Here is a 23,247-nt window from a genome sequence, read left to right as displayed (position 1 = left end):
TATTATGAGCGAAAAAATTATTTTAGGAATCGAGTCCTCATGTGATGATACTTCTGCAGCCATTATCTGTGGAAACAAAATCCTTTCTAATATTGCTGCCAACCAAAAAATCCATATAGAATACGGTGGTGTTGTTCCGGAATTGGCTTCCAGAGCACATCAGCAAAACATTATTCCCGTAGTGCAAAAAGCATTCAGCCAAGCAAATATACAACAAAATCAAATTGCTGCCATAGGTTTTACAAGAGGACCTGGACTTTTAGGCTCGTTGCTTGTGGGGACATCTTTTGCCAAGTCATTGTCCATGAGTTTGCAAGTTCCGCTGATAGAGGTCAACCATCTTCAGGCTCATATTTTAGCGCATTTTATTGACGATGCCAATCCCAATCCACCAAAATTTCCGTTTCTCTGTCTTACCGTTTCTGGAGGACATACCATGATTGTTTTGGTCAAAGATTATTTTGACATGGAAATTGTCGGTAAAACCATAGACGATGCTGCCGGCGAAGCGTTTGATAAAATTGGGAAAATCTTTAACCTTGACTATCCTGCCGGTCCTATTATTGACCGATTGGCTAAAGAAGGAAATCCAAAAGCGTTTGAGTTTGGCAAGCCCAAATTGGAAGCCTACAATTATTCTTTCAGTGGGGTAAAAACTTCCGTGCTTTATTTTGTTCAAAAAGAATTAAAGAAGAATCCAGACTTTGTCAAAGAAAATCTGAATGATCTTTGTGCTTCTGTACAAGCAACCATCATTTCGGTGTTGATGAAAAAATTGGAAAAAGCAGCAGCAGATTTTAACATCAATCAAATAGCGATTGCAGGTGGAGTTTCAGCCAATTCAGCGCTTAGAAACGCAATGTTGGCCAATGTAGAAAGAAAAGGTTGGGAAGTGTTTATACCAAAATTTGAATATACAACAGATAACGCTGCGATGATTGCGATGGTCGCCCAACTGAAATACGAGAGGGGTGAGTTTGCAGATTTGTCGATTTCAGCAACTGCAAGATACGATATCGAAGAAGATTTTAAAAAGTAAGCATGAAATTATTTTACGGAGAAATTTTAGAAAATGAAGTGCTCATTGATCCTGAAGAACAACAGCATATTGCAAAAGTTCTAAGGATGAAGGAGGGCGAGGAGCTTTTTGTAACCGATGGTAAAGGTAATCTAGCCAAAGGATCTCTTTATTTTGAAGGTAAAAAAGCCGTGTTGAAAGTTGTTGAAATTCAAAAAGAATTGCCCAACCCCAACCTTCAGCTTCATATCGCGATAGCTCCGACAAAAAATATGGACAGGATCGATTTTTTTGTTGAAAAAGCGACTGAAATGGGAATTGCAGAAATTTCTTTTTTGCAAACTGAAAAAACAGAAAGAAAACATTTGAATGTCGATAAGATCATCAAACAAAGCATTTCTGCTTCCAAGCAAAGTCATCGTTTTCGTTTTCCAAAAATTAATGATGTGCAAAAGTTTTCGGATTTTATTAAAAACAGCGTTCCACAAAAAACTTTTGTTGCCCATTGCGATGATGCTTTTGAAAGATCGTCATTGGACATCTTGGATGTTAAAGAATCGCTTACCATTTTGATCGGCCCAGAAGGGGATTTTAGCGCAAAAGAAATTCAACAACTCTCGGATTTAGGAGTGAAAGCCATTTCCTTGGGACACCAACGGTTGAGAACGGAAACGGCTGGTGTTTTTGTTTCGGCTTGGTTTTATTCCAAATCTTTTTTAAAATCTTAAGAAAATAAAAGTCCACCGCAAAAGTGGACTTCATTTTTAAATTGTTTTTTCTGGACGCATTTTTCTGTGTCTTTTCATTTTTTCATTTTTCATTCTCTCCATTTTCTCCATTCTGTTGGCTTTCCATTTGTTGTATTGATCGGTGCTAAGGATGTTTTTCATTTCAGAATCGTGCTTTTCCATTCGTGCTTTTCGTTCTGCTTTTTCTTGCTCCATTTTGGTTTTCCTCAACTGAAATTCACGATCTCTAATGTCTTTTATTTTCGCTACCTGAGCATCATTCAGACCCAATTCTTGTTTCATTTTGTCCAAGTTGGCTTTTTGATTTTCAATTCTTTTTTGCTCTCGAGCTTCTTGTCTGTTGGGAGTTTGTTGTGCCATCATCAAAGATCCAATTCCTAGGACTGCACATACGATTGCTTTTTTCATATCGGTAAATTATTAATTGATTTATTGATAGGATTGCTTTTCTTGTCTGAAGTTAAATTCAACATAAAGAGATTTCTAATTGCCGTACACTTTTATTTGACTTCTAAATGATTACTTTTGCATCATAAAATAGAAATTATGAGCGTTCATATTGCAGCCCAAAAAGGAGAGATAGCTCCTATCGTTCTTATGCCGGGAGATCCGCTAAGAGCCAAATTTATTGCCGATCATTTTTTAGATGAGGTGAAATTAGTCAGCCAAACAAGAAATATTTTTTTCTACACAGGAACTTACAAAGGGAGAAGGATTTCTGTTGGTGCCAGCGGAATGGGTGCGCCAAGTATTGGGATTTATTCTTTTGAACTTTTTACAGAATACGAGGTGGAAACCATTATCAGAATTGGTACTTGTGGTGCCTATACGACCGATCTACAAGTCTATGACATCTTGAATGTGGAAAAATCCTACAGCGAATCGACTTATGCAAAATTTGCTTGGGGAATAGAAGGAGAAGGAATTGGTCACCAAGGAAATGTCTTTTCTAAAATTAATGAAACGGCCGTAGCATTGGATTTGCCTGTGAAATCGGTGAACATCCATACCAGCGATATTTTTTACAGAAAAGATTTGGATGTACCTGCAATTGCTAAAGAAAACAATTGTCCAGCAGTTGAGATGGAAGCTTTTGCTCTATTCGCCAATGCTCAATACCTGAAGAAAAATGCAGCCACCATCCTGACGGTTTCTGATGTGATCCCAACGGGTGAGAAAATCTCTGCCGATCAACGAGAAACGGCTCTCAAGAAAATGATAACTCTTGCATTAGAAACAGCTATTTCTTAATTTGTTGTTTTTTTATAATTCTTAATGAAGCTGAAAACCAAGTTTTTGAGCTTCATTTTTTTTGAAGTATTAAAAGAAAAATATGTACTTTTAATTTATAAAAACAGAAAAAACGAAATGATGTTAGAAAATTGGCCTTATTTGCATTATTTATTAGGAGCGTTCGTAGGTGTTGGCTTGGCTGCAGCATCCGGTTTTAGGGTTTTTCTGCCGATGTTTGTCGTTAGTTTGGCTTCGTATTTAGGATGGATACCGATCGGTGAAAATTTCTCTTGGTTAACCGGTTTGCCCACGGTAATTGCAACAGGAATTGCAACAGTTGTTGAAATTTTTGCGTATTACATACCTTATGTCGATCATCTTTTGGATTCGTTATCCGTTCCCATGACTACTGTTGCGGGTGCGGTTTTATTTGCCAGTCAATTTACAGGGTTGGATGCTTTCCCACTTTGGGCCTTGGCTTTAATCGCTGGCGGAGGTACTGCCGCAACGATAAGTTCTGGCTTTGCCGGAGTTAGGGCGGTTTCTACTGCTACAACAGGAGGTTTGGGAAATTCTGTTGTTGCCACAAGCGAAACTGCAGGTGCTGGACTTATGTCTGCGCTGGCTTTGGCTTTACCTATAATTGCGGTTGTCGTTTCCGTTGTTTTGGTACTGACGGTATTGGTTTACGGCAGGAAATTGTGGCGTAAATTATCAATCTCAAAAACATAAAAAAACACCTTTTGGTGTTTTTTTATTCGGTATCGATATTGTCTTCGAGTAGGTGACCAAAATAATTTTTTTTGGTTTTTAAATATTCCTTAGAATTTTTATTGGCTTTTATTTGTAGAGGAATTCTTTCGACCAGCTTAATGTCGCTGTTTTCTACAAATTTTATTTTGTCCGGATTATTAGTAAGCAGTCGAATTTCGTGTACATTCAATTTTTTAAGAATTTCAATTGCAACTTGAAAATCTCTATCGTCTGCCGGTAATCCCAATTCTAAATTTGCTTGTACCGTATCCAGTCCTTTTTCTTGTAGGGCATAGGCTTTTAGTTTGTTGATGATGCCTATATTTCTACCTTCTTGTCTAAGGTAAATAATCAAACCACCGTGTTTTTGGATGTATTCCATAGCCGCATCCAATTGTTGTCCGCATTCGCATTTTAAAGAATGAAAAACCTCTCCGGTAATGCACTCTGAGTGAAAACGAACATTGATGGGTTTGGAGAAATCCGTATTTTCTGCAATGAGTACCATGTGCGGCATCCAATCTTCGACATCGTCAGAAAAAGCAATCATTCGGAAAGATCCATATTGAGTAGGAACATTGGCTTCCGCCTGAAGTTTTATCATAATTGGTTCTCTTTTTATTTTTTAGGATTAGAATAATTGGCTTCTAAGAAGGTGATGTTTCTTTTTATTCTAACCAAAATGGAATTGAGTTTTTCATCTTCCAATTTTGGAAGATCCTTTCTCAATTTTTGTATATTAATGTACGATTTTTCTACTTTTTTTAATTCTCTCGTTTTGCCCATTTTGTTGTTGGCCTCCAAAGCATACACATAATTCTGAATATTGGTTTTTAAGCTAACAATTTCAGAATTTAGAGCCTTGTTTTTAAACTTTGGGAAAAGCGAACAAGTATTCGTGAGCTCAGAAGCATAAGCATTGGCCACCACCGATCTGTTAAAACTGGTCGAGATCTTTTCGGTACTTATGCTGCTTTCGGAATAGGCATTTGCAATGGGCGACATGTTGGCCTTTTCCGTTGCGCATGAAACAAATAGGGTTAATGTAAAAATTAAAAAAAGAGTCTTCGTCATTATTTATTTCCTTTTTGATAAAGGATTGGGTTAAGGCTTTCGTCGTTGTACATTTTCATCTGTTTGTACACCTTCATCTTAACCACACCGTTTTCAATATCCAAAAGAAGTTGATCGATGGCAGTGCTGAGGTCTTTGTGTTGCTCCAGTAAAACATTTAATTTTTCCTGGCATTTGGCTCTATGATCATCACCAGCGCTATCTCTATTGGCTTCCAAAGCCATGTGATATACTTTTAATGCCAAAATGGATAATCTGTCGATTGCCCAAGCTGGAGTTTCACTATTTATTTTCGCATCTGCTTTTGGTGCTGTACTTTGATATTTATTCAAAAACCAAGAGTCCACATATTCTACCAAGTCGGTTCTCTGTTGGTTGGAGGCGTCTATTCTTCGTTTAAGTTTCAATGCCTCTGTGGGATCGATGTTTTCATCACGAATAATGTCTTCAAAATGCCACTGAACGGTGTCAATCCAATTTTTAGTATACAAAAGATGTTCCAAACTCTCTTTTGGATAGGGATTGTTGATGGGTTGATCGACATGATCATGAACATGGTAATCTTCAATGGATTGATTGAAAATTGTCCAAGCCTCCTGACTAAAACTCATGGTCAATATTTTTATTGATTGATATTGTTTGGAGAATCGTTGTTTTCAGGAGTTTTTTTGTCTTCTTCCTTTACAGCGTCTTTAAATTCTTTGATACCGCTACCCAAGCCTTTCATCAATTCAGGGATTTTTTTACCACCAAATAATAATAAAATGACAATAGCAGCAATAATAATATGCGATGCTGAAAGTGCTAAAAATGTGGTTAACATAATATTTATTTTTTGCAAAATTAATCTAAATTTTTAATTTACCCAACCCATTGGGTCAACAGCAGTTCCATTGCTGTTATATATTTGGAAATCAAGGGTGTAAGTGCCGTCGAAATCGAGACCTACAGCACCAATAGCTGTTCCTGCAGATACATTTTGATTGGTGTTGACCATGGTATTCGCCAGGTTGGTATATACGGTGAAGTAGTCTCCGTGTTTTACCATGACCGTTTTGGTCCCATCGTTGGCTTGAAGGATCTTGGTGACTTGACCTGGGAAAACGCATTTGGCAACGGTTCCTTTGGTTACCGCAATTTTTATTCCGTTGTTTTCTTCAACAATATTTTTGAAAATAGGATGCGATTGTCTCCCAAATCTATGGGTGATGGTTCCGTAAACCGGCATGGAAAGTTTGCCTTTGTTGTTAGCAAAACCGGCTCCAGCATCGGTGGTTACGCCAAAGTTGGTAAGTGCTTTATTTTCAGCTGCTTTTTTGGCTTCGTTGTTTTTCTTCTCCAAAGCAGCTTCTGCAGCCTTAGCTTCTGCGAGTTTATTGGCGGCTTCTTTGGCTCTGTTAGCCGCATCGATAGCTTCTTTTGCAGCTGCTTCTTTACGGGCCAAAGCTCTGGCATCGGCATCGGCTTTTGATGCATCATCAGCTCTTTTCTTTTCTTCTGCTGCTTTTTTTGCTGCCAATTCATTGGCTTTTCTTACCGCTTCTTCCGCTTCTTTTCTTTCTCGCTCAAGGGCTTCAGCACGAGCTCTGTTTTCGGCATCAATTCTAGCTTTTTCTTTGTCGGCAGCTATTTTTGCCAATCGTATTTTTTCGGCTTCTGCTGCTTTTTTTGCTGCTGCTTCTGCTTTGGCTATTCTAATTTCCTCTGCGATGATGGATCGGATTTGTCCTTCTAAAGCTTTGGATTTTGCTTGTTTTTGTCTTAATTCGGCAGTAAGCTTTCCTTCGTTGGCTTTGAACTCTTTTACCAAATCTTCTTTTTGTTGTCTATCAACATTGATGGTTGCCAATTCAACTTTTTGATTGTTGAGTAATGTTTCTTTTTCTTTTACGGATTTTTCTTTTTGTTGAATGGATTCTTTTAACAACCTTGCTGCATCGGTGATCTCAGCTGCTTTTTTTTCTTGAAATTCAGAGTATAGCTTCAGATATTGCACCCTACGAATGGCTTCACCAAAACTTTTAGATGAAAGGATGAAGGTGACTTTGTTTTGTATCCCTTTGTTTTTGTAGGCATTGACGAGAACTTTGGCGTAGTTTTTCCTAAGCACAGCCAATTCGCGATTTTGTCGGTTGATTTCCAATTGGCGTAGATAGATGTCGTCTTCTATAAATCTTTTTTCTTTCTGAGTATTGTTGTACACTTTTTCCCTCAAGACAATCTTTTTATTCACATTGTCCAGATAGGCAATGGAAAGTTTGGACTCTTTTTGAGATTGAGAAATGGCTTTGTTGATGGAGGCAATTTCTTTTTTGAGCTCGGAATTTTGCTTTTGGAGTTGTTCTTTCTTTTGTTGTCCAAAGGAAAAGCCAAAAGTTATTAATGCCAATATGATATGGGTGTTTTTACTCATTGAATTTCAATTTTCGTGTAGTTTTTGGGTACCGAATACGGTGTCTGAATTTTCAAATCTTCAAATTTCGTATTTTCGATTAAAATTTGCCCCGTTTTGCTTCCTTTTATAATTATTTTAACATATTCCGGCATTCTGTAATTGCTGAAGTTTTGCCAGTTTTCATAATTTATTTGCAACTCATCTCCAGAGACAGGATCCAGAAGTTCAACTTCCATTAAGTCAAAAGAATCAGAATATTTTAAAAAAACTCTATACTCTCGGCTTGGTCGTTCAGCTGTCGGGCTTCCTATGGTTTGGGTTTTTCTGGAAACCATGTAATACCCTTCCATGTTTTTGGAAAGTATGTATTGCGAATCTCTTATTGGGATGAAGGTTCGCCCCATCAATAATTTTTGCAGAGTAGGATAGTTGATGAAGTCGATGTTTAACAAATTGTTCAGATAATCAAAATCAGAATCAATATAGGTTCTGTTGTATTTTTCATAGGCCTTTATCCCTTCGGGAGTTGCAATTCCCCTCGCTGCATTGACGATGAACGATAGGTTCATCCATATTTTCTGATTGTTTTCTATGTAAATAAGAGCATCCAGAGTCGGTATGGAATTTCCAGTTTCTATTTTTATGGTACTCTTCATTTTCAGATGCTCAAATTTTGGATGAATCAAAGCATGTTCGTAAAAGTCAACTCGCTCATTTATGGATAGGTTGGCATTGGCATCTTTAGGCAGAGAAGAACTTTTGTCCAACTTGATGGAGTCCATCAAAAGGCTATCAACAACCAAGCTGTCTTTGTTGTTAGAGCTTTCTACAGCCGTTTTGGTTTTACAAGACAAAAGAAATAAACCCACAAATAAAATGCAGGTCAAGTTTATAATTTTCTTTTTCTGAAAGATGATATTGCTTTTGAAAATTTCCTTTGTCATTGTTTGTTTTTTATGGCAATGTTGCAATAATAAAGCCAAACCACACAACAAAAGTGTGTGGTTGGTTGTGAAGGCTTGATTAATGCTTATTTGTTATCGGATAAGAAGTCCAAAACCGAATAATCTCCCAATGAAATTTCTCTGGAAACTCCTCTGTATTGTGCGAAATTACCGATCATGGAATTGCTCAAATTTCCGTGGTTGATGATGGTTTTTTCTTGTATCAACGAGTTGTCGATGTTGGAATTGCAAATCTTGGTTCCGTTTCCTAAGGATACGAAAGGTCCAATTTTAGAGTTGTGGATTTCTACTCCTTCACCAATAAAACACGGTGGGATAATCAAGGAATTTTCGATTTTTGAAGATGCCGGGAAAACAGCAAATTCTTCTTTTTCGTATTCCAATATTTTACCGTTGGTTTCCACAGTGGCATTTTTATTTCCACAATCCATCCAATCGTCCACTTTTCCGAGGGAGAATTTTGCACCTTTGTCTCTTAGGTTGTCAAGAGCTGTTGTTAGTTGGTACTCGCCACTTACCATGATGTTGTTGTCCATGATGTGGTTGATTTCGGCCATTAATTTCTCCGCCGACTGAAAATAGTAGATGCCAATAATCGCAAGATCGGAAACAAATTCTTTAGGTTTTTCAACAAAATCAGTGATGAAACCGTAGTCGTCCAATTTTACAACTCCAAAAGCCGAAGGGTCGGCAACTTTTTTCACCCAAATCACACCGTCAGAGTTTTTATCCAAAACGAAATCGGCACGGAAAAGGGTGTCCGCAAAAGCAACCACAACATCTCCGGTCATGGATTGCTCGGCGCATTTTATGGCATGTGCCGTTCCTAAAGGTTCGTCTTGAGTGTATATACTTCCTTTTGCACCTAGTTTTTCTGCTATTTTTATTAAGGATTCTTTCACTTCATCACCGAAATCTCCGATTATGAAAGCAATTTCATCTATTTTTTCATTGGCCACTTTTGCGATGTCTTCAACCAATCTTTGTACAATTGGTTTCCCACCGATTGGGATTAGTGGCTTAGGTACAGTCAGTGTGTGAGGTCTTAGTCTGGAGCCTCTACCGGCCATAGGAACAATAATTTTCATATAGTTTATTAATTTTTTATTTTTTTAAAATCTTTTTAACAATGTTTTTTTCTTGATACAATACGAAGCCCAAAAATAACAATAAAAATAAATTTCCAATGAAATAATTGGTTCTAAAAAAGTAAAATGAAAGTAAGGAGAGCGAAATGGAAAGGAAAAGGTACATGGAGAGTTTTCCGACATGGTAATGGATGGGATACACGCGTTGTCCCCAAATATAGGAAATGACCATCATGCTGGTGAAGGTGATCAGTGCGGCACTTGCACTGGCCCAATAACCAAATTCTGGTATGAAGATAAAGTTGATGCCGATGGTGATGGCTGCTCCGATGAGCGAAATGTACAGTCCAACTCGTGTCCTGTCCGATAATTTGTACCAAATGGAAAGGTTGAGGTAGATGCCTAAAAACAAAGCACCCAACATCACCATGGGGATAATTTCAATACCTTCGTAGTACAAGGGGTTTCTTAAGTATTTTTCGGAAATCCATTGCAAATTAACCATCAGTCCCATGTAGATTAGGCAATTGCAAATGACAAAAATGTCCATGAGTACAGCATAGGTTTTATGATTGTTTTTGTCTTTGAAACTGCTGAAAAAATAAGGCTCAATACCCAGTTGATAGGCTTGTCTGAAAACGGTGATGAAAGTGGCTATTTTATAAACAGCTCCGTAAACTCCAATCTGATGTTTGGCTTCGCCTTCCGGTAAAAGGTATTTCAGAAACTGTCGATCCAAAGTCTGATTGACCACTCCTGCAAGTCCCGCAACCATGACCGGCCAAGAGTAATTCATGATCCTTTTCCAAAGCAAAAAATCGAATTTTTTTATGCTGAAGTTCACGAATTCTTTTCCAACAATGGCAAGGGTAACAATGCTTTGCACCAAATTGGCAATAAAAACATAACCTACACCAATTTCCGGATTGTACTTTAATCCCAAAATACCATCGGGCATTTGTGGGAGCCATTTGATGAAGAAGACCACCAGGAAAAAATAAACCAAAGACCCCAACACTTTTGAAAGCATGTACAGTATCGGTTTGCCTTCCAATCGCAATATGGCCGAAGGAATGGTAGCAAAAGCATCAAAAGAAAGGATGAATAAAAATAAAACCAAAAAGTTTACCTGATCCGGTGTTTCGAAAGCATTGGCAAGGGATTGTCTGAAAACATATCCAAGGATAAGATAGATGAGACCAATGCTGATGATGCTCAATGAAGTTGTAGAAACCAATGTTTTCTTATCGATGTCTTTTTCCTGAGCAAATCGGAAAAATGATGTTTCCATACCGTGGGTCAGCAAAACGGTGATCACTCCTGCAATGGAATACCAATCTACAAAAGGTGAAGAGGCTGTTGGGCCGAAAGCTTTGGTAACAATGGGAGCAATAAGAAATGGAAATATCCTCACCAATACCGAACTTAGTCCGTACACGGCTGTTTGGCCTAATAATTTTTTATACAATTTTTATTTTATTTTAATTGCAAAAGTAATTATTTCGATGGGTAATTGTCAATTCTTGGTATTAAATTGTGATTAAAACTTTACATTTGTTTGAAATTAATTTTTACTTAAAGTAAACAATGAGAACATTAATAAAAAATGCCAAAGTGGTTAATGAAAATTCCATTTCTCAATGGGATGTTTTGATAGAAAATGACCTTATTTGTAAAATAGGAAAAGACCTTAACTCGGAAGCAGCAGATTTAATAATTGACGGTACCGGAAAATTTCTTATCCCTGGAGTTATTGACGATCAGGTGCATTTCAGAGATCCTGGACTTACACACAAAGGCGATTTAGAGTCCGAGTCCAAAGCAGCCATTGCCGGTGGTACAACCAGTTTTATCGACCAACCCAACACCGTACCCAATGCGGTAACTCAAGAATTGTTAGAAGAAAAATACCAACTTGGAGCGGAAAAATCCTTTGCCAATTATTCCTTTTCTATGGGCGGAACCAACGATAATTTGGACGAAGTCCTGAAAACCAACCCCAAAGAAGTGGCAGCCATCAAATTGTTTTTAGGCTCTTCAACAGGAAATATGCTGGTGGACAACCCCGAAACTTTGGAAAATATCTTCAGCAAAACCAAGATGATTATCTGTGTGCATTGCGAAGACGAAGCCACCATCCAAAAAAATACTGAAGACTACAAAGCAAAATATGGCGATAACATCCCGATGGATTTTCATCATTTGATAAGAAGTGAAGAAGCGTGTTATCTGTCAAGCTCCAAAGCGATTGAACTGGCAAAAAAAACCGGAGCAAGATTGCATATTTACCACCTTTCCACAGCCAAAGAAATGTCGCTTTTCTCGAATGATATTCCGTTAAAAGATAAAAAAATAACTGCTGAGGTTTGTGTCCATCACCTTTCGTTTACCAATGACGATTATGCTAAAAAAGGGGCACTCATTAAATGGAATCCTGCCGTAAAAACCCAAGCCGACAAAGACGAACTTTGGAAAGCACTTCTGGACGATAGGATAGATGTCATTGCAACCGATCACGCACCACACACTTGGGAAGAAAAACAAAATCCCTATACCTCTTGTCCATCAGGAGCGCCTTTGGTGCAGCATTCTTTAACCGTGATGTTGGAAAATTATAAAAATGGAAAAATTTCTATTGAAAAGGTGGTAGAAAAAATGTGTCACAACCCGGCAATTCTATTTCAAATAGAGAAAAGAGGTTTCATAAAAGAAGGCTACAAAGCCGATTTGGTATTGATTGATCCTGAAAAAAAATGGACTGTGGCCAAAGAAAATATTTTATACAAATGCGGTTGGAGTCCACTAGAAGGGACAGAATTTAGCACAAAGGTGACCCATACTTTTGTTAATGGACATTTGGCATATGAAAACGGAGTGGTCAATGAAAATAAATTTGGTGAACGATTGAGATTCGATCGATAAATTAATTGAAATTTAAACAGGCTCAAAGAAAGCAACAAGAATTAAAAAAATAAAACAAACATGATTAAAAGAATTTTTCTGGTTTCGGCATTGTCAATATCCTTGTCGTCTTTTGCCCAAAAAGCAGAATGGAAAACAGCAGAAAGTGGAGGGTACACCTACAAATTTGTGACCAACGATCCTACAAAAGCAAGATTTTACACCCTGAAGAATGGACTCACCGTAATTTTGAGTCCAACCAACAAAGATCCTAGGGTACAAGCGTACATTGCGGTAAAAGCAGGTAGTAAAACCGATCCTTCAACCAATACCGGTTTGGCGCATTATCTAGAGCACATGATGTTCAAAGGAACGGATAAATACGGCTCTTTGGATTTTGCTAAAGAAAAAGTACAATTGGATAAGATTGATGCCTTGTACGAAGAGTATAACAAAACAAAAGACGAGGCCAAAAGAAAGGCAATTTATCATAAAATAGACTCTATTTCTGGGGTGGCTTCCAAATTTGCCATTGCCAATGAGTACGACAAAATGATGTCTGCCATGGGAGCTCAAGGGACCAATGCTTTCACTTCATTTGAACAAACGGTCTATACCGACGATGTGCCCAGCTCGGCTTTGGATAAATATTTGGCCGTCCAATCCGAACGATTCAGAAATCCGGTTCTTAGGATTTTCCACACCGAACTAGAAGCGGTTTATGAAGAAAAAAACAGAAGTTTAGATTCCGACGGATCCAAAGTATTCGAAGAGCTGTTCGGTACGCTTTTTAAAAATCACAATTACGGAAAACAAACCACCATTGGTACGGTTGAGCATTTGAAAAATCCTTCTTTGGTGGAGATTAGAAAGTATTTCAACACCTATTACGTGCCCAACAATATGGGGATAGTTATGTCAGGAGATTTTAATCCGGATGAAGTAATCAAAAAAATTGATGCCCAGTTCGGAAGCATGAAGCCTCATCCTGTACCTAAATATACATTCCAACCGGAAGCACCTTTGACAGCACCCGTTGTCAAAGAGGTTGTAGGTCCGGATTCCGAAAGTCTAACCATGGGCTATCGTTTGCCGGGGAACAAAGACAAAGATGTTTTGTTGGCCGATTTGGTAGGTTCTATATTGACCAACGGAAAGGCCGGATTGTTGGATCTTAACTTGGTGAAAAAACAAAAATTATTGTCGGCAAGTGCTTCTGCTTTTACCCTGATCGATCATGGTGTTTTGTATATTTCTGCAAAACCAACCAATGGACAGTCTTTAGACGATGTAAAAGCCTTGGTTCTTGGTGAAATTGAAAACCTGAAAAAAGGCAATTTCGATGATGATTTGATCACCTCCATCATCAATAACATTAAAAAATACAAGATCCAAGGATCTGAAAAGTACAGCAACAGAGCCAACGATTTGATGGACACTTTCACCTCCGAGCAAGATTGGAAAGATCAGGTGGCCTATGTCGATAACCTCTCAAAAATCACCAAACAACAAGTGGTCGATTTTGCCAACAAGTATTTGGGAAATAACTATGTCGCAATCCTGAAGAAAAAAGGAGAAGCCGAAAAAACAGCCAAAATTGAAAAACCGGAAATCACACCGGTAGAGACCAATGCCGACAAGCAATCTCCTTTCGTGAAAATGGTGGATGATATGCCCAACATCCCATCGAAACCCGTGTTTTTGGATTACAATAAGGACATTCAAAAATCCAAATTAGGAAATGCCGAAATTTTGTATGTACCCAATACGGACAATCAGCTTTTCCGTCTCAGATACCGCTACAAAATTGGCTCGGCCAACGATCTCAAGCAATCGTATGCGTCCATGTATCTGCAGTTTTTAGGAACGGACAAAAAATCTTCCGAAGATATTTCTAAAGAATTTTATAAAATTGCCAGTTCTTTCTCTGTGGGTACGGGCGAAGAATATACCACAGTAACCATAGAAGGTCTGCAAGAAAACTTCAAAAAAGCCGTGGCATTGTACGAAAACCTGATCCAGAATGTAAAAGCCGACGACAAAGCATTGGCCAACCTAAAAGCCAGATTGTTCAAATCCAGAAAAGATGCTAAAGCCAACAAAGGCGCTATCTTACAAGGATTGACCAGCTACGCACAATACGGAGCCAAAAATAAATTCAACAATACCCTAACCGATCAAGAAATCAATGCCATCACTGCGCAAGAATTGGTGGATAGAATAAAAGGACTGAACCAATACGAGCAAACCGTCATCTATTACGGCCCAGAAAAATTGAAAACCCTGGTCTCTGATTTGAAAGCTTTGCATACGGTTCCTGCGAAGTTTGCCACACCAACTCCGGCGAAAGTCTTTACCCAAATCGAGCAAAAGAAAAACCAAGTTTTATTTGCCAACTACGATATGGTGCAGGCAGAAACTCGTTGGGTAAGAAATACCACACCGTACAATCCAGCACAAACAGGGCTTATCGATGTGTTCAATAATTATTTCGGAGGTGGTATGGGTGCCATTGTTTTCCAAACCATTAGGGAGAGTAAAGCCTTGGCATACAGTACTTTTGCAAGGTATGTGAGTCCGGCAAAAGCCAATGAAAAATACGGAGTTATCGCCTATGTGGGCAGCCAGTCGGATAAATTTAACGAGGCAACCGTTGGCATGAATGAATTGCTGAACAACCTGCCTTATCTTCCAAAAAATTTAGAATTGGCAAAAGGCGGTGCCAAAAAAGACATCGAAACCGAAAGAATTACCCAAGACGGAATTATTTTCAACTACCTTGCAGCAAAACAATTGGGACTGAAAGACGACATTCGAAAGTCGGTCTATGCCAATGTCGATACCATATCATTTGCCGATTTGCAAAAATTACACCACGACAATTTAGCAAACAAGCCTTATACCTACGCCATTGTAGCATCGGATAAGAAAGTGAAAACCGAAGACATGCAAAAATTAGGAGAACTGAAAGTCCTTTCTTTAGAAGAAATTTTCGGATACTAATTTCGCCCGGTTATTATACATTTAACTGTCCAACTTTTTTGTTGGGCAGTTTTTTTTGGGGCACCTTTTCCGCCTTCCGTTCCCGCTTTTTTATTTTTTCTCCCTTCGCTTTCGCTCGGGAATCAAAAAAATAAAAAGAGCTCCACTCAAGTCGGGGTGCAACGCAGGGATCATTTGTTTTCTCGAGACATTTACTTCATCATTTGCTAAGTGCTGAATACTATTTTTTAATCCCTCGCCTTCAAATATTTTGTACTTTTAAAAAATATAAAAAATCACCCATGAATTATACAAAACCCATGCTTCGAGAAGGAGCGCTGAACGATAAAGTAATCGTAGTAACCGGTGGTGGAAGTGGTTTGGGAAAAGCCATGACCAAATATTTCTTAGAATTGGGAGCCAAAGTGGTCATCACCTCCAGAAATTTAGAAAAATTGCAAAATACCGCCAAGGAATTGGAAGAAGAAACAGGAGGCAAAGTCCTCTGTGTCGCATGTGATGTGAGAAATTGGGACGAGGTAGAAGCAATGAAGGAAGCAACCCTGAAAGAATTCGGAAAAATCGATATTTTATTGAACAATGCTGCCGGCAATTTTATCTCACCAACCGAAAGATTGACCCATTCCGCCTTCGATTCGGTGTTGGATATCGTACTGAAAGGGACAAAAAATTGTACACTTTCCATCGGAAAATATTGGATAGACAACAAAGTCCCGGGTACAGTTCTTAATATCGTGACCACCTATTCTTGGACGGGCTCTGCCTATGTCGTTCCATCGGCTTGTGCCAAGGCTGGAGTACTTGCCATGACCCGATCTTTAGCTGTAGAATGGGCCAAATACAAGATAAGGTTCAATGCCATTGCACCAGGACCTTTCCCTACAAAAGGAGCTTGGGAAAGATTACTACCTGGAGATTTGGCAGAAAAATTTGATATGAGAAAAAAAGTACCACTCAAAAGGGTAGGAGAGCATCAGGAATTGGCCAATCTTGCAGCCTATTTGGTGTCGGATTTTTCCGCGTACATCAATGGAGAAGTCGTAACCATCGATGGTGGAGAGTGGTTGCAAGGTGCTGGTGAGTTCAATATGTTGGAGCAAATTCCTCAAGAAATGTGGGACATGCTAGAGGCGATGATCAAAGCAAAAAAAGCACAATAATTTTTATTAGATTTAAAAATGTAAAAGTCAATTCGGATAGAATTGGCTTTTTTTTATTGTTTTTGGTTGATAAATAGGAAAAAGCCTTTAAAACTATGACAATTAGGATTGTAATATTGTATAGGAAAAATTTAACTAACCTAAAAACACATTATTATGGCAACTTTAAAATCCATTTTAGAAAAAGATTATTCTAAAAAAACCAAATCAGAATTAATTGACATCATCTCCGGTATCAAAGAAACCATTGGTTCGGGTGAATACGGGAAAATAACCGGAGTGGATCCCAATGAGATGCAAGATTTATCAAAAAAAGAGGTGGCGGATATTTTATCTTTATTTAAAACCAAATTCGATGCTTCTTGGGAAAATGCCATGGCGAAAGCCACAACAACAGCACTTAATTTACTCATGGGAATACAAGCCGTAGATCCATTGCGATTTACTGCGGCAGATGCGGCTTCAGCTAATTTTGCAGCCGAATTGGGATCGATAGATTTCGCAAAAATTATTGGTGCGCCTTTGTTGGCTTGTGTGAGAGCTCAGGCTTCGGCTTCCATGAGTACGCTCAATTTTATCAACAATGTAGGTTTCGAAGTAGCTGCCGACGGTAAGAAAACCCTAAGGATGGCCGAGTTTAAATACAAAAAGAACGGACCTAATCCGGATTTTGACAGTTCAAAACCAGAAAGTGCAGCCAATCCAAAAATGAAAATACAAGATGTGGAAATCATTGTTCCTTTTGTAGCTTTACTCAATATACCAAGCATCAGAATTGAAAGTTGTGATATCGACTTCAATGTAAAATTGAACTCTACATTTACAGAAACAACCAAAACGGATTTCAGCTTTGCCTCCAATGCAAGCGGTGGAACAAGCGGACTTTCCAATCTTTTTGCTAAAGCCAGTTTCAGCGTATCCATTTCTGCTAAACGATCCACAACAACCGGTGTAAAAGTTGAAAAGGAATACTCATTAGGTATCAAAGTTAGAGCAACCAATGACGAAATGCCAGCAGGTTTAGAAAAAGTTTTGGGATTGCTTTCTGAATAATATCTAAAAATTTTACGAGTATGATAAAATTATCGGACTACTTGGATTATCTTAATAACGAGATAATCCAAGCTCGTAAAATGGCTGATGAAAATGCCATACGAGTTGCAAAAATGTATGCGGATCATCCACAACTAAAGTATTTTCGAGTACCTCGATATTCCATGCCAAGCATCAAAATGGATGTGCCCATAAAAATTTCGGATATCGATACGGAGGATAAATACGAATTTGAAGTCGATAGAAAACAACTTCTAACCGAGGTGAACGATAAAATTCTAAGGTTGAACATTGAAAAAAAAATGAACATTCCACCGTTGACGGATCAGTTTTTCAATTCGCCAGGAATGCTTGGCTTTTTCAAATCCATGGAGAATCCTACGATTAAGAAGCCAACAATGCCCGTTTTTAATGTGCCGATTCGAGTTCCTGTTAACCCGAGTGTACTGAATATTTCAGAGGTTACTAATCCTTCGAATTTTAAGATGGTGAAACCCATCAATGTTACCGGGATCGTGAAGTCATTAGACATCAAATATTTTAAACCTTTGCCAACGACGACAGACAATGAAAGTGTGGAACTTCGGAATTTGGTATCAGAATCTTTGGAGTCGCGTTATAAATTGGTTTCATCCAAATTAAACACCATTTATATCGATCCGGATACTTCGAAAAATGATGACAAAGATAAATTGTTCCTTAACCTTCATGTTGAAATGGAAGAAGAAGGAATCCGATTGGTGAGAATTCAGGACGATAAAGGCAATTCTATAGAAGAAATAACTTTTGAATAATGGTTGAATTTGTACATCATAAAATAAAAGTCGCTGAAGGTTTTCTTTCAAAACTTATTAAGGTTCAATCGCTCTTTATAGAGCGTTCTTTTCGATTCGAAACTGAATTTAATGATCTTTTGACGGACTTGCAAACCTATTTTAAAAGTATTAAAGACGGTTCAAAAGAATCAGAAGTTTTACGATTGCAAGGGCTGTTACAAGTAGTAAAGAAAGGTTTTGATCCGATTAAATTGGAAAGGTTGCCGGTCAGTAGAAGAGAATTTTATTGGGGGATTGCTTTTCATGTTGTTGAAGAGGTGAAAAAAATGATAGAGGATATCTTAACAAAAGAAAGGCAAAAATTGGATGAAGCGGAAGACTTGTTGTCCAATACTTTTTTAAGTTTAATTCAAAATGGAATTCTCAACAATCAAGAGTTGAAAAAGTTGGATTCCGTAGCAAAAATAGAATTGTTGTGGACGGAAATCGTAAAACAGAATGCCTCCATAGCTTTACTGGACAAAAAAATGAAACTTCAGGTGACCAGGGAAGATATGTACCTGTTGATTGAAAAAATTATTGGAAACATGAGTTAAATTCAAAACATTATGAAATCTGAAAAATACATTGTGCTACTGGAAAATCAAGACTCTAAAACCTTGAAATCTGTTGAAAAAGAATTTCAACTTAAGTTAACATCGTCTGAGTTTCTTTCCAAGGATAATCGTTCTTTTGATTTGATTGATGATAAAAATGGTGTGCTATACAAAAATCTAAATGTAATGGTGGTTGATAAAATGGATGAAGATCAATTGATGTCAGCGGTCAACGATGGTAGCAATCCCATTATTCATTTTGAAAAAGAAAGAACTTTTTACATCGATGGCGCTTTAGAAATTGTGAAATCCTTGCAGGTTTCGGTTTCGGAAATGGAGCAAAAATTATTAGAATTGGAAACTGAGCTCAAGAAAAAAGTAAAGAAACCTTCAAAAGTGACCACCGATTTCGAATGGGGACTGAAGGCTGTAGGGCTCGATACCACACAGTTGACCGGTAAAGGAGTGGATCTGTGTATTCTAGATACAGGGTTTGATGTTACCCATCCCGATTTTTTAGGAAGAACCATTGAGGGTAAGTCTTTTATTTCTGGAGAAGCATGGGATATCGACTTGAAAGGTCACGGAACGCATTGTGCAGGGACAGCCGCTGGAAATGTCCGATTAGACACCGGAAAAAGATACGGTATTGCAAAAAATGCCAATTTGAAAATAGCAAAAGCTTTGGCAAATGATGGAAGCGGCACAACAAGCAGTATTGTAGATGCCATAGATTGGGCTATCTCTAAAAAAGTCCGTGTGATATCCATGTCGCTTTCGGCACCGGTACAGCTCAACGAGGCTCCCTCTCCAATTTTTGAAATGGTAGGGAAAAAAGCATTGGACAACAATTGTCTCCTCATTGCAGCAGCGGGTAACGACAGTCAAAGACCGGCTTTGCCACAACCGGTTTCAATACCTGCCAATTCAGAGTCCATTATGGCTGTAGGTGCAATCGATGGACAAATGCGCGTTGCAACCTTCTCAAACGGTGGACTGAATGCTGCAACGGGTGGTGTTATAAATGTTTGTGCTCCAGGGGTCGATGTGCTGAGTTCGTTTCCGAAAAGTCTCGTAGTTGAAGGGTACATGCTAAAAAACGGAACCAGTATGGCAACGCCTCATGTCGCTGGGATAGTGGCGCTTTATATGGAGAAATATCCCCATCTAACTGCGTTGGAAATTTGGAAAGTATTGGAGAAAAATGCTCGCCTTCTCGAAGGGTTAAAATATAGAGATGTGGGAAATGGATTGGTGCAAATAAAGGATTAGTATGATGAAAGTTTATTTTGGAATTTTGAAAGAAGGAGTGAGTCAAAAAGAAGCTGAAAAATTTTTGGAAAAGCTAAATTTGAAAATGATCAAGTTTTATCCGGCTTTGAATATTGTTCAATTTCAATCGGAGCAGGAAATCAAGTCTGAGATTTCCATTTTTAAAATTATAGAATTGGAAAAAAATAATTTCAGAGGAGATCATCATTGAGGTGAAGCCTCTATTGATGGGCGTTATAAAAAAACCTTGGCCTAGAATAAATCTAAGCCAAGGCAAAAACACAAATGATGAAAAAAAATTATTGTACTAAAACAACGCGCAAATTTAATCAATGTTATGTTAAATGCAAAATAAATTGAAAAGTTTTTCTTTTTTTATTCTGTAGGTCTAAAAATTAATCCGGTTTCTTCAAAATAATCCAAAGTAATTCTATCGTTGTCGTGTACTTTTCCAGCAAGGATTTCCTTGGAAAGTTGGTTTAATACTTCTTGTTGCAAAACTCTTTTCAAAGGTCTTGCTCCAAATGCAGGTTGGTAGCCTTTATTCATTAGGTATTCGATAGCATCTTCCGTAGCGGTTAATACAATCCCTTTTTTCTCCAACATTTTGTTGAATCCAGACAGTTGGTATTTCACAATTTTTCCAATTTCTTTTTTGTTCAACGGTTGGAAGAGTACAATCTCATCAATCCTGTTGATGAATTCTGGTCTCAGGGTTTGTTTTAATAAATCAAAAACTTCTATTTTGGTTTTTTCTACAATTTCTTGTTCGTTTTCCTCGGTGATGTTTTCAAAATTTTCTTGTATAATCGGCGATCCCAAATTGGAGGTCATGATGATGATGGTATTTTTAAAATTTACCACTCGTCCTTTGTTATCGGTCAATCGACCATCATCCAAAACTTGCAATAAGGTGTTGAAGACATCCGGGTGTGCTTTTTCAATCTCATCCAACAAAACAACGGAATAGGGTCTTCTTCTAACGGCTTCGGTCAGTTGTCCTCCTTCATCATAACCCACATATCCTGGAGGCGCTCCCACCAATCTAGAGACTGAATGTCTCTCTTGGTATTCGCTCATGTCAATTCTTGTCATGTTATTTTCATCATCAAAAAGCAATTCAGCCAGGGCTTTTGCCAGTTCTGTTTTTCCAACACCTGTTGTTCCTAAAAATAAGAAACTTCCGATGGGTTTTTTATCGTCATTCAGTCCGGCTCTATTTCTTCGGATGGCATCGGCAACGGCTTCTATGGCTTCTTCTTGTCCTACCACTCTTTTGTGCAGTTCGTGTTCCAGATGCAGGAGTTTTTCTCTTTCGCTTTGCAATAGCTTGGTCACGGGTATCCCTGTCCATTTAGAAATAACTTCTGAAATATTTTCTGATGTTACTTCCTCTTTGATGAGTTCGTTTTGGTGGTTTTGCATTTCCAATTCCAATTTTTCGAGGGCGGCTTCTTTTTCTTTTAATCTGCCGTATTGGATTTCTGAAGCTTTTGCATAATCCCCAACTCGGGTAGCTTTGTCGTACTCCAGTTTCAACGCTTCAATTTCTTTCTTAATTTGTGTAAGGTCTTCGGATTTTTGTTTTTCCTGCAACCATTTTGCATTGATTTCGTTTCGTTGTTCGTTTAGTTTAGAAATATCTTCCTTAAGGTGAGAAATTTTTAACGCATCATTTTCTCTGGAAATGGCAGCAAGTTCAATTTCCATTTGCATGATTTTTCTATCCAATACATCCAGTTCTTCTGGTTTGGAGTTGATTTCCATTCTCAATTTTGCAGATGCTTCATCAATAAGATCAATGGCCTTGTCCGGTAAAAAACGATCTGAAATGTAGCGTTGAGACATTTCTACCGCTGCAATAATGGCTTCGTCTTTGATCCTTACTTTATGGTGGGCTTCGTATTTGTCTTTAATTCCTCTCAGGATGGAAATGGCAGATTCTGTATCCGGTTCTTCCACCATCACTTTTTGGAATCGTCTTTCAAGGGCTTTGTCTTTTTCGAAATATTTTTGATACTCGTTCAGGGTGGTTGCACCAATGGCTCTCAGCTCGCCCCTTGCAAGAGCCGGTTTCAAAATGTTTGCAGCATCCATGGCACCTTCACCACCTCCGGCGCCAACCAAAGTGTGAATTTCGTCAATGAAAAGAATAATTTGTCCTTCAGATTGTATCACTTCGTTGACTACAGATTTCAATCGCTCTTCAAACTCGCCCTTGTATTTGGCTCCGGCAATCAAAGCTCCCATGTCTAGAGAAAACAAAGTTTTGTCCATTAGATTTTCGGGAACATCTTGTGAAATGATTCTGTGGGCAATTCCCTCGGCAATGGCGGTTTTACCAACGCCGGGTTCTCCGATGAGGATGGGGTTATTTTTGGTTCTTCTGGATAGAATTTGCAAAACTCTTCGGATTTCTTCGTCTCTACCAATAACTGGATCCAATTTTCCTTCTGAAGCCAATTCGTTAAGGTTTTTAGCATATTTACTAAGGCTTTGATAAGATTCTTCTGAACTTGCAGAGTTGGCTTTTACTCCTTTTCTAAGTTCTTTTATCCCGGCTTCTAATAGGTTTTTGGTGACTCCCATATCTTTCAAGAGCTTTGAAACATTGGAATTGATGTCGATTAATCCCAACCAAAGATGTTCGATGGTTACAAATTCATCGTTCATTTTTTTTGCAATGTTCATCGCTTCTAGGAGGATTTTATTCGAATTCTGAGAAAGATACATATCACCACCTTCTACTTTCGGAAGGGTTTCAATAAGGGCTCTGTTTTTTTCACGGATAAGTGAAGCATCTACCTCGGATTTTTTCAATAAAAAGGAAGAAATGACTTCGTCGGTTTGGAAGATGCCCTCCAAAATATGTTGAGGTTCAATGCTTTGGTTACTGAACTCCATTGCGATTTGTTGAGCTTTCTGTATCGCTTCCTGAGATTTTAGTGTAAATTGATTTAGGTTCATATTAGATGTTGGTTTTTTATGGTGATTTGAATTGTTCTTTTCAAAAATCATGCATTCGTTATTAAAATTCAATTTTCAAGAAATAATGCCTATTTTTTCAATTGTATTAAAGACAAAATTTCCGTTTAAATGCAATTGGTTTTACTGTTTATCTGACATTTTTTCCGATTCGCACAGGTGTTGTTCAGTGATTTTCCTTGGATTTTAAACAATATTTAATAGTAATTTTGATAGCAATAAAAAT

Annotated in this window: 22 protein-coding genes; 12 read left to right on the top strand and 10 right to left on the bottom strand. The window is 38.1% G+C overall.

Annotation, left to right across the window (positions count from 1 at the left end):
• Positions 1–4: 4 nt before the first annotated feature.
• Together tsaD and H9Q20_RS03950 are read left to right on the top strand one after the other, a co-directional pair.
• A complete protein-coding gene (tsaD, locus tag H9Q20_RS03955) occupies positions 5–1,039 on the top strand; it encodes a tRNA (adenosine(37)-N6)-threonylcarbamoyltransferase complex transferase subunit TsaD (protein WP_124641580.1) in 1,035 nt (344 codons plus the stop codon).
• A gap of 2 nt (positions 1,040–1,041) precedes the next feature.
• Complete coding sequence (locus H9Q20_RS03950; RefSeq protein ID WP_124641578.1) at positions 1,042–1,746, top strand: RsmE family RNA methyltransferase; 705 nt, start codon at positions 1,042–1,044, stop codon at positions 1,744–1,746.
• Between the two features lie 36 nt (positions 1,747–1,782).
• Here the strand turns inward: H9Q20_RS03950 and H9Q20_RS03945 are convergent, their stop codons facing one another.
• Positions 1,783–2,175, bottom strand: a complete 393-nt coding sequence (locus tag H9Q20_RS03945) for a Spy/CpxP family protein refolding chaperone (RefSeq protein ID WP_124641576.1) — start codon at positions 2,173–2,175, stop codon at positions 1,783–1,785.
• Positions 2,176–2,313: 138 nt separating this feature from the next.
• Between H9Q20_RS03945 and deoD the strand changes: the two genes are divergently transcribed.
• Together deoD and H9Q20_RS03935 are read left to right on the top strand one after the other, a co-directional pair.
• Entirely contained in the window at positions 2,314–3,018 is a 705-nt protein-coding gene (deoD, locus tag H9Q20_RS03940; RefSeq protein ID WP_124641574.1) for a purine-nucleoside phosphorylase, read from the top strand.
• A 45-nt stretch (positions 3,019–3,063) separates the two neighbouring features.
• A complete protein-coding gene (locus H9Q20_RS03935; protein ID WP_316248115.1) occupies positions 3,064–3,732 on the top strand; it encodes a DUF4126 domain-containing protein in 669 nt (222 codons plus the stop codon).
• Between the two features lie 22 nt (positions 3,733–3,754).
• Here H9Q20_RS03935 and ribA read toward each other — a convergent pair whose 3' ends face one another.
• From ribA to H9Q20_RS03895, 8 genes are all read right to left on the bottom strand, one after another.
• Positions 3,755–4,357, bottom strand: coding sequence for a GTP cyclohydrolase II (gene ribA, locus H9Q20_RS03930; RefSeq protein ID WP_124641572.1), 603 nt, complete (start codon positions 4,355–4,357; stop codon positions 3,755–3,757).
• 14 nt (positions 4,358–4,371) lie between these two features.
• The gene (locus H9Q20_RS03925; RefSeq protein ID WP_124641570.1) at positions 4,372–4,827 is read right to left on the bottom strand and encodes a hypothetical protein; all 456 of its coding nucleotides are present in this window, start codon (positions 4,825–4,827) and stop codon (positions 4,372–4,374) included.
• Positions 4,827–5,438 carry a DUF4254 domain-containing protein gene (locus H9Q20_RS03920; protein ID WP_124641568.1) on the bottom strand — a complete coding sequence of 204 codons (612 nt, stop codon included), beginning with the start codon at positions 5,436–5,438 and terminating at the stop codon, positions 4,827–4,829. Before H9Q20_RS03920 ends, H9Q20_RS03925 begins: the two co-directional genes overlap by 1 nt.
• Positions 5,439–5,449: 11 nt before the next feature.
• A complete protein-coding gene (locus H9Q20_RS03915) occupies positions 5,450–5,650 on the bottom strand; it encodes a twin-arginine translocase TatA/TatE family subunit (protein WP_124641566.1) in 201 nt (66 codons plus the stop codon).
• Between the two features lie 33 nt (positions 5,651–5,683).
• Positions 5,684–7,240 (bottom strand): murein hydrolase activator EnvC family protein, encoded by a 1,557-nt coding sequence (locus tag H9Q20_RS03910; RefSeq protein WP_187478343.1) that lies wholly within the window; start codon positions 7,238–7,240, stop codon positions 5,684–5,686.
• Positions 7,237–8,166 carry a DUF4292 domain-containing protein gene (locus tag H9Q20_RS03905; protein WP_187478342.1) on the bottom strand — a complete coding sequence of 310 codons (930 nt, stop codon included), beginning with the start codon at positions 8,164–8,166 and terminating at the stop codon, positions 7,237–7,239. Before H9Q20_RS03905 ends, H9Q20_RS03910 begins: the two co-directional genes overlap by 4 nt.
• Positions 8,167–8,252: 86 nt before the next feature.
• Entirely contained in the window at positions 8,253–9,275 is a 1,023-nt protein-coding gene (locus H9Q20_RS03900; protein WP_124641560.1) for a sugar nucleotidyltransferase, read from the bottom strand.
• A 16-nt stretch (positions 9,276–9,291) separates the two neighbouring features.
• Positions 9,292–10,743 (bottom strand): lipopolysaccharide biosynthesis protein, encoded by a 1,452-nt coding sequence (locus H9Q20_RS03895; protein WP_187478341.1) that lies wholly within the window; start codon positions 10,741–10,743, stop codon positions 9,292–9,294.
• 119 nt (positions 10,744–10,862) lie between these two features.
• On the opposite strand from H9Q20_RS03895, the gene H9Q20_RS03890 reads away from it, so the two are divergent.
• The 8 genes from H9Q20_RS03890 (at position 10,863) to H9Q20_RS03855 (ending at position 20,247) form a co-directional block, all read left to right on the top strand.
• A complete protein-coding gene (locus H9Q20_RS03890; RefSeq protein ID WP_124641556.1) occupies positions 10,863–12,197 on the top strand; it encodes a dihydroorotase in 1,335 nt (444 codons plus the stop codon).
• A 60-nt stretch (positions 12,198–12,257) separates the two neighbouring features.
• Positions 12,258–15,179 (top strand): M16 family metallopeptidase, encoded by a 2,922-nt coding sequence (locus H9Q20_RS03885; protein ID WP_187478340.1) that lies wholly within the window; start codon positions 12,258–12,260, stop codon positions 15,177–15,179.
• A 281-nt stretch (positions 15,180–15,460) separates the two neighbouring features.
• Positions 15,461–16,339, top strand: a complete 879-nt coding sequence (locus tag H9Q20_RS03880) for an SDR family oxidoreductase (protein WP_124641552.1) — start codon at positions 15,461–15,463, stop codon at positions 16,337–16,339.
• 156 nt (positions 16,340–16,495) lie between these two features.
• On the top strand, positions 16,496–17,392 hold the full coding sequence (locus tag H9Q20_RS03875; RefSeq protein ID WP_124641550.1) for a DUF2589 domain-containing protein: 897 nt from the start codon (positions 16,496–16,498) through the stop codon (positions 17,390–17,392).
• Between the two features lie 20 nt (positions 17,393–17,412).
• On the top strand, positions 17,413–18,186 hold the full coding sequence (locus tag H9Q20_RS03870; protein WP_124641548.1) for a hypothetical protein: 774 nt from the start codon (positions 17,413–17,415) through the stop codon (positions 18,184–18,186).
• A complete protein-coding gene (locus H9Q20_RS03865; RefSeq protein ID WP_187478339.1) occupies positions 18,186–18,764 on the top strand; it encodes a hypothetical protein in 579 nt (192 codons plus the stop codon). The genes H9Q20_RS03870 and H9Q20_RS03865 overlap by 1 nt, the downstream gene beginning before the upstream one ends.
• 12 nt (positions 18,765–18,776) lie before the next feature.
• A complete protein-coding gene (locus H9Q20_RS03860) occupies positions 18,777–20,036 on the top strand; it encodes a S8 family serine peptidase (RefSeq protein WP_124641543.1) in 1,260 nt (419 codons plus the stop codon).
• Position 20,037: 1 nt separating this feature from the next.
• Entirely contained in the window at positions 20,038–20,247 is a 210-nt protein-coding gene (locus tag H9Q20_RS03855) for a hypothetical protein (RefSeq protein ID WP_124641541.1), read from the top strand.
• A 164-nt stretch (positions 20,248–20,411) separates the two neighbouring features.
• On the opposite strand, the gene clpB is transcribed toward H9Q20_RS03855, so the two are convergent.
• A complete protein-coding gene (clpB, locus tag H9Q20_RS03850; RefSeq protein ID WP_187478338.1) occupies positions 20,412–23,003 on the bottom strand; it encodes an ATP-dependent chaperone ClpB in 2,592 nt (863 codons plus the stop codon).
• Between the last annotated feature and the right edge of the window lie 244 nt (positions 23,004–23,247).

The sequence above is a fragment of the Amniculibacterium sp. G2-70 genome, assembly GCF_014353055.1.
Taxonomy (GTDB): Bacteria; Bacteroidota; Bacteroidia; order Flavobacteriales; family Weeksellaceae; genus Amniculibacterium; species Amniculibacterium aquaticum.
The sequence above is the reverse complement of the archived record's forward strand: the minus strand, read 5'-3'. Positions and strand labels throughout refer to the sequence as shown.

What these genes read in the sequence shown, in the direction of transcription:
- clpB (WP_187478338.1), bottom strand. Translation starts at nt 23,003, where the DNA reads ATGAACCTAAATCAATTTACACTAAAATCTCAGGAAGCGATACAGAAA.
- H9Q20_RS03950 (WP_124641578.1), top strand. Translation starts at nt 1,042, where the DNA reads ATGAAATTATTTTACGGAGAAATTTTAGAAAATGAAGTGCTCATTGAT.
- H9Q20_RS03875 (WP_124641550.1), top strand. Translation starts at nt 16,496, where the DNA reads ATGGCAACTTTAAAATCCATTTTAGAAAAAGATTATTCTAAAAAAACC.
- ribA (WP_124641572.1), bottom strand. Translation starts at nt 4,357, where the DNA reads ATGATAAAACTTCAGGCGGAAGCCAATGTTCCTACTCAATATGGATCT.
- H9Q20_RS03860 (WP_124641543.1), top strand. Translation starts at nt 18,777, where the DNA reads ATGAAATCTGAAAAATACATTGTGCTACTGGAAAATCAAGACTCTAAA.
- tsaD (WP_124641580.1), top strand. Translation starts at nt 5, where the DNA reads ATGAGCGAAAAAATTATTTTAGGAATCGAGTCCTCATGTGATGATACT.
- H9Q20_RS03890 (WP_124641556.1), top strand. Translation starts at nt 10,863, where the DNA reads ATGAGAACATTAATAAAAAATGCCAAAGTGGTTAATGAAAATTCCATT.
- H9Q20_RS03880 (WP_124641552.1), top strand. Translation starts at nt 15,461, where the DNA reads ATGAATTATACAAAACCCATGCTTCGAGAAGGAGCGCTGAACGATAAA.
- H9Q20_RS03905 (WP_187478342.1), bottom strand. Translation starts at nt 8,166, where the DNA reads ATGACAAAGGAAATTTTCAAAAGCAATATCATCTTTCAGAAAAAGAAA.
- H9Q20_RS03925 (WP_124641570.1), bottom strand. Translation starts at nt 4,827, where the DNA reads ATGACGAAGACTCTTTTTTTAATTTTTACATTAACCCTATTTGTTTCA.
- H9Q20_RS03865 (WP_187478339.1), top strand. Translation starts at nt 18,186, where the DNA reads ATGGTTGAATTTGTACATCATAAAATAAAAGTCGCTGAAGGTTTTCTT.
- H9Q20_RS03920 (WP_124641568.1), bottom strand. Translation starts at nt 5,438, where the DNA reads ATGAGTTTTAGTCAGGAGGCTTGGACAATTTTCAATCAATCCATTGAA.
- H9Q20_RS03885 (WP_187478340.1), top strand. Translation starts at nt 12,258, where the DNA reads ATGATTAAAAGAATTTTTCTGGTTTCGGCATTGTCAATATCCTTGTCG.
- deoD (WP_124641574.1), top strand. Translation starts at nt 2,314, where the DNA reads ATGAGCGTTCATATTGCAGCCCAAAAAGGAGAGATAGCTCCTATCGTT.
- H9Q20_RS03855 (WP_124641541.1), top strand. Translation starts at nt 20,038, where the DNA reads ATGATGAAAGTTTATTTTGGAATTTTGAAAGAAGGAGTGAGTCAAAAA.
- H9Q20_RS03945 (WP_124641576.1), bottom strand. Translation starts at nt 2,175, where the DNA reads ATGAAAAAAGCAATCGTATGTGCAGTCCTAGGAATTGGATCTTTGATG.
- H9Q20_RS03870 (WP_124641548.1), top strand. Translation starts at nt 17,413, where the DNA reads ATGATAAAATTATCGGACTACTTGGATTATCTTAATAACGAGATAATC.
- H9Q20_RS03910 (WP_187478343.1), bottom strand. Translation starts at nt 7,240, where the DNA reads ATGAGTAAAAACACCCATATCATATTGGCATTAATAACTTTTGGCTTT.
- H9Q20_RS03915 (WP_124641566.1), bottom strand. Translation starts at nt 5,650, where the DNA reads ATGTTAACCACATTTTTAGCACTTTCAGCATCGCATATTATTATTGCT.
- H9Q20_RS03900 (WP_124641560.1), bottom strand. Translation starts at nt 9,275, where the DNA reads ATGAAAATTATTGTTCCTATGGCCGGTAGAGGCTCCAGACTAAGACCT.